Raw genomic sequence first — 5,443 nt, 5'->3', positions numbered from 1 at the left:
CGGTGGAACGTACGGTCACGCCGAGCCGACCTCAAGAGCGCCTGGGGAGACCGCCGGTGACGAGGGGCCCCACGAGTGACGGGAGTGGCCGGGGGTGCGCGGGGGTGACGATGGGTAGGGAGGCCGGTAGTCGTCGGAGACGGAAGGGGCACCTGGGGTGACCGTACGGCCGCTGACCTTCGTCGTGGGGACCGGACGCTGCGGTTCGACCGCTCTGTCGCGCATCCTGCGGCTGCATCCGGATCTGCTGAGCGTGAGCGAGCTGATCGCCTCGCTGGAGCCGGACGCGCTGCCCGAGGCGCCGCTGACCGGGGCGGAGTTCTGGCGGATCCTCGCCACTCCGCGGTCGTTCGCCAACCGTGTCATCCGCGACGGCATCCCGCTGCCCGAGTACCGGTATCCGCATGTCAAGGGGCGGTTCTCGGTGGCGGGCGGTGGCATTCCGGCGGTGTGCATGATGACGCTGCCTCATCTCACCGACGACCCCGACGCGCTGTTCGACGCGCTGGAGCCGGAGTTGTCCCGGCGGCCCGCCGCGCCGGTGGCCGATCACTACCGGGCGCTGTTCGGCCTGCTGGGGGAGCGGTTCGGCCGGCGGGCCGTCGTGGAGCGGTCCGGCTACTCGCTGCGGTCGGTGCCCCGGCTGAGGGAGGTCTTCCCCGAGGCCCGGTTCGTCCACCTCCACCGGGACGGCGCCGACTGCGCGCTCTCCATGAGCCGCCACCCCGGATTCCGGCTGATCCAGCTGATGACGGAGCGCGCCACGAGCACCGAGGACCTTCCGGCCGGTCTCGCGGCGCTGCTCAGCGACGACGAGGCCGATCTGCGGCCGCTGTACGAACGGTCCGTGCCCGTGGCCGAGTTCGGCGAGCTGTGGTCGAGCGCGATCGTCGAGGGGCTGGGGCATCTGTCGCGGCTCCCCGCCGCGATCCGTATGTCCCTCTCTTACGAGGGCCTTCTCGACGCGCCCGAGCGCGAGCTCACCCGGCTGGCCCACCATCTCGGGGTGGACCCCCTCCCGGAGTGGCTGGCGGCCGGACGCGCCCTGCTCGACGGCGATCGCCGGGGCACGGCCGCCGCGACCCTGCCGCCCGCCGAACTGGCCGCCCTCCGCGAGAGCTGCGCCCCCGGCGCCAGGGCCCTGAGCCTGGCCCACGGCGGGTGAGAGGGACCCACAGCCTGGCCCACAGCGGGTGAGAGAGCCCCGGCGCCGGATGCGATGGACCGGCGTCAGGCCGTCGCCGCTTCCACCGCATCCCCCGACTGCTCGACCGCCACCGCCCGCAGCGCCTCCAGCAGCGCGGCCACGGCGGGCACCCTGGCCGCCTCCGGCCGCAGCAGCGCGCAGACATGGCGCCGGGGCCAGTCGGCCAGCGGGCGCGGCTCGACCCGCGGATCGGGCCGGGGGAGCAGCCCGAGGCCGTCCATCAGGGCGATCCCCACCCCGTCGCCCACCAGGCCGAGGGTCGTCGCCTGGTCATCGGTCGTGGTCACCACCCGGGGCTCGAACCCCGCATCCGCGCAGCGCCGCAACAGCCGCTCGCGGTCCCGCTCCAGGATCCACCGCTCCCGCGCCAGATCGGCGAGACGGACGCTGCGCCGCCCCGCGAGCGCATGGCCGCGCGGCAGCAGCACATGGCGGCGGTCGACCAGCAGCGGGACCCGGCGCAGCGGGGTCTGCGCGGGCTCCGCCGCCTCTCCCGGCTCGTCGTCGGCGACGATCGCCAGATCCGTCTCGCCCGAGTCCAGCAGCCGGTACGCGTCGTGGGTGGCGGTCTGGCCCAGCTCGACCTCCACCTCGATATGGGAGGCGCCCAGCCGGGCCAGCGCCGCGGGCAGCACGGCGACACAGACGCTCTGCACCGAGGACATCCGCACCCGGCCACGGGTGCGCGCGGCGAGCGCCTCGAACTCGTTCTCCACGTCCCGCAGCCCGGCCAGCACCCCCCGGGCGCGCTCGGCGAGTCTGTGGCCCGCGGGCGTGAGCCGCACCCCCCGTCCCGCCTTGACCGTCAGCGGCATGCCCACGGCACGTTCCAGCGCGCGCATGTGATAGCTGATGGCCGGTTGGGTGTAACCGAGGTGGTCCGCCGCTGCGCTGTACGAGCCGGAGCGACAGACCTCTGCGAGCACGGTGAGCTGGCGAAGTTCGATCACCTCAGAAAGATAAAAATCGTTTATCAATTCCCGAAAGACTTTAATTGGACGCGTGATCGATAGGCCGTCAAAATCATGGTGACTGATTTCGCCCGTACTCGCCCGTTGAACTGACCGATCGGACACGGCCCCACCCGCACTGGCTGACCGTACGGTCGTAGCCCGCCCACGACGGTTTCCTTCCCACCGATCCGGCCGGACCGGCATGGGGAACCGGGCGCGGTGACATGCCTCCCTCCGCCCGAATCCCCCGCTGGAATGGATGGCTGGTGCCCGATGCATGATGGCTGGAATCGCATGACTCCGGTGGTCGCGGAGAACAATCCCTTCCATCAGATGTCTCTCAACGAAACCGTTCACCCTCCGCTTCCGGAAGTGGTGGACGCCGTCCTGCGCACCGCGCGGACCGCCCACCGTACCCTGGATGCCCTCGGCAACGGGCTCTGTCAGGCCCTCGCCGCGCATCTGGGAGTGGAGCCGGGGCATGTGCTCGCCGGACCGGGCTCCGGCGCGCTGCTCCAGCAGCTCTTCTCCACCCTCACCGGACCGGACACCGACACGGTGCACGCCTGGCCCTCCTGGGAGGCGTACCCGATGATGGCGGCCAACGCCGGATCCACCACCGTCCGGGTGCCGCTCAGCGGATACGACCACGATCTGAAGGCGATGGCCGACGCCGTCACCGACCGCACCCGCATGGTCCTGCTGTGCACGCCCAACAACCCCACCGGCACCGCGCTGGAGCATGACCAGATCCTTCGCTTCCTGGACCGGCTCCCCTCACACGTCACCGTCGTCATCGACGAGGCGTACCGGGACTTCGCCGACCCCGGCGCCATCGCCGACGGCATCGCCCTGCACCGCGCCGATGAACGGGTCTGTGTGGTACGGACGTTCTCCAAGTCGTACGGGCTGCTCAGCCTGCGGGTCGGCTATCTCGTGGCGCATGAGCCCGTGCTCGCCCCGCTCCGCACGATTCTGCCCTTCTACCGGGTGAGCGCCGTGGCGCAGGAGGCCGCCATCGCCGGGCTCGGCGCCCATGAGCGGGTGCTCCGGCAGTGCGCCGAGACCGCCGGGGAACGCGACCGGCTGCACCGGATCCTGCTGGACCAGGGCTGGGAGGCGCCCGCGAGCCAGGGCAACTTCCTGTGGCTGCCCATGACGTCCGGTGTGGAGCGCTTCACCCAGTTCTGCGCGGACCACGGGGTGGTGGTGTGCGGCAAACCGGGCGAGGGGATACGGGTGACCGTCGCCGAGCCCGAGGCCAACCAGGCGTTCGCGGAACTCGCCGGGAAGTACCGGGAGGCGTCCGTATGACCCTGCCCGACGTCGCGGTCACCGAGGTGGCCGACCCGCTGGCCGAGGCCGCCCCCACCATGGAGCTCCTGCTGCGCGAGCTCGACCGGCGCTGGCCGCGGGAAGCCGAACGCCTCCACCAGATCTCCCGGTACGCCCTGCTCCCGGCCGGGAAGCTGCTGCGCCCGCTGCTGCTCATGGAGTCCGCCGAGGCGGTGGGCGGCGGCGGACCCGCCGTCGTACCGGCCGCGCTGAGCGTGGAGTACCTCCATGTCGGATCCCTCGTCCACGACGACGTCATCGACGGCGACACGATGCGGCGGGGCCGTCCGTCCGTCGCGGCGCGCTACGGCACCACCGACGCCATCGTCACCGGGGACGCCCTGATGCTGGGCGTGTTCGGCGTGCTCGCCGACGGCGCCGAGGACGCCGGACCGCTCACCGACGACGACGCCGGGCTGCCGCCGGGCCGGGTCCTCGGGGCGGTGCGGGTCTTCGCCCGGGCGGGCGTCGACCTGTGCCGCGGCCAGGCGATGGAGGGCGAACTCCGCGGCGACCTCGGCTGCGGACTCGACCGGTACCTCACCATGAGCGCCCTGAAGACCGGGGCGCTGTTCCGGGCCGCCTGCCGGGGCGGGGCGATCCTGGGCGGCGGATCCCCCGCCCAGCAGCACGCGCTCACCTCCTACGCCAAACATCTGGGGCTGGCCTTCCAGATGCACGACGACCTGCTGCCGTACACCAGCGACAGCCGCACCACCGGCAAATCCGCGCTCAGCGACATCGCGGCCGCCCGGCCCACCTTCCCCGTCCTGCTCTGCCACGCCATGGCCGGCGCCCCGGCCCGCGCCCGGCTGGAGGCGGCGCTCGGCGGCGCCCTGCCCGCCGCCGACGCGCTGAGGACGGTGCACGAACTGCTGGAGACCACCGGCGCGCTCACCGCCGCGCGGGACCGGGCCACGGCCCAGGCCGACCGCGCCAAATCCTGTCTGGAGCTGCTGCCCCGCTCCCGGGCCACCGCCGTACTCGCGGCGGTGGCCGATCTGTCGGTCAGCCGGGACCGGTGACGCCGTGGCGGCCCCGCGCACCGCACTCCTGGCCCATCTGCAGACCTGGCGCCCGTACACCCTCTGGTATCCCGGGCTGGTCGGACTCGCCGGAGCCACGCTCGCCGGAGCCCACCCCACCACGGGGCAGCTCATGGTGGCCTGGGCCGCGCCGACCCTCGGCTGGGTCGCCGGCCACTACCTCGGCGACTACTACGACCGTGACCTCGACGCGCTCAGCAAGCCCCAACGGCCCATCCCCTCCGGGCGGTTGAGCCCACGCACCGCCGTGGCCACGGGCATCGGCTGCATCGTGGCCGTCGCCGCGCTCGCCCTGTGGGCCAACTGGCGCGCCGTGGCCGTGGCCGCCGCCGCCATGGCCGGCATCGTGGCCTACAGCCGCGTCCTCAAGGGACGGGGCCTGCCGGGCAATCTCATCCGCGGCGTGCTGACCGCGCTCACCGTGCTCTTCGGCGCGATGGCCGTCCAGCCGTGGCCACCCTGGCGGGCGCTGCCCTTCGCCCTGGTGTTCCTGGCCCATGACACCGCGTCCAACCTCGTCGGCACCCTCCGCGACGTCGACGGCGACCGCGAGGGCGGCTACGCCACCGTGCCGGTGCGCCGGGGCCTGCGGCGTGCCACCCACACCGCGGCCGCGCTGTATCTGGCCGCCGTGGCCGTGGCCTGCGCCGCCACCGGGCTGGTGCCCAGGGACACGGCCGGGTATCTCGTACTGCTGTCGGCGGCGGCGCTGTGCGGCGCGGGCGCCTTCGGGCTGCTGCTGCGGTCACCGGGGCACCTCGCCCCCGCGCTGGCGCTGCGCGCCCACGCCGTCCTCGTCGCCGAACGCCTGGTGCTGGCCGCGGCGGTGGTGGCCGCGGGCGCCGGAGCGGCACCCGCCCTGGCGCTGCTGACGCCGCTGCTCGCGGTCAGCGTCATCACCC

The 5,443-nt window shown here is 73.4% G+C and carries 5 protein-coding genes; 4 read left to right on the top strand and 1 reads right to left on the bottom strand.

Annotated elements, in window-relative coordinates; translation table 11 throughout:
* The first annotated feature begins 157 nt into the window (after positions 1-157).
* On the top strand, positions 158-1,165 hold the full coding sequence (locus GWI24_RS39660) for a sulfotransferase (protein WP_210950881.1): 1,008 nt from the start codon (positions 158-160) through the stop codon (positions 1,163-1,165).
* Between the two features lie 65 nt (positions 1,166-1,230).
* On the opposite strand, the gene GWI24_RS39655 is transcribed toward GWI24_RS39660, so the two are convergent.
* Positions 1,231-2,157: a LysR family transcriptional regulator gene (locus GWI24_RS39655; protein WP_210950880.1), complete on the bottom strand. Its 927-nt coding sequence runs from the start codon at positions 2,155-2,157 to the stop codon at positions 1,231-1,233.
* A gap of 336 nt (positions 2,158-2,493) precedes the next feature.
* Here GWI24_RS39655 and GWI24_RS39650 point away from each other — a divergent pair, with 336 nt between their 5' ends.
* The 3 genes from GWI24_RS39650 to GWI24_RS39640 form a co-directional block, all read left to right on the top strand.
* Positions 2,494-3,474, top strand: coding sequence for an aminotransferase class I/II-fold pyridoxal phosphate-dependent enzyme (locus tag GWI24_RS39650; RefSeq protein WP_247617531.1), 981 nt, complete (start codon positions 2,494-2,496; stop codon positions 3,472-3,474).
* On the top strand, positions 3,471-4,520 hold the full coding sequence (locus GWI24_RS39645) for a polyprenyl synthetase family protein (RefSeq protein WP_210950878.1): 1,050 nt from the start codon (positions 3,471-3,473) through the stop codon (positions 4,518-4,520). The genes GWI24_RS39650 and GWI24_RS39645 overlap by 4 nt, the downstream gene beginning before the upstream one ends.
* A 4-nt stretch (positions 4,521-4,524) precedes the next feature.
* Positions 4,525-5,443: UbiA family prenyltransferase (locus tag GWI24_RS39640; protein ID WP_210950877.1), on the top strand; the 919-nt coding region annotated here is incomplete at its 3' end.

The organism is Streptomyces sp. MK37H (assembly GCF_018035285.1).
In the GTDB taxonomy this organism is placed as follows: Bacteria; Actinomycetota; Actinomycetes; order Streptomycetales; family Streptomycetaceae; genus Streptomyces; species Streptomyces endocoffeicus.
The sequence above is the reverse complement of the archived record's forward strand: the minus strand, read 5'-3'. Positions and strand labels throughout refer to the sequence as shown.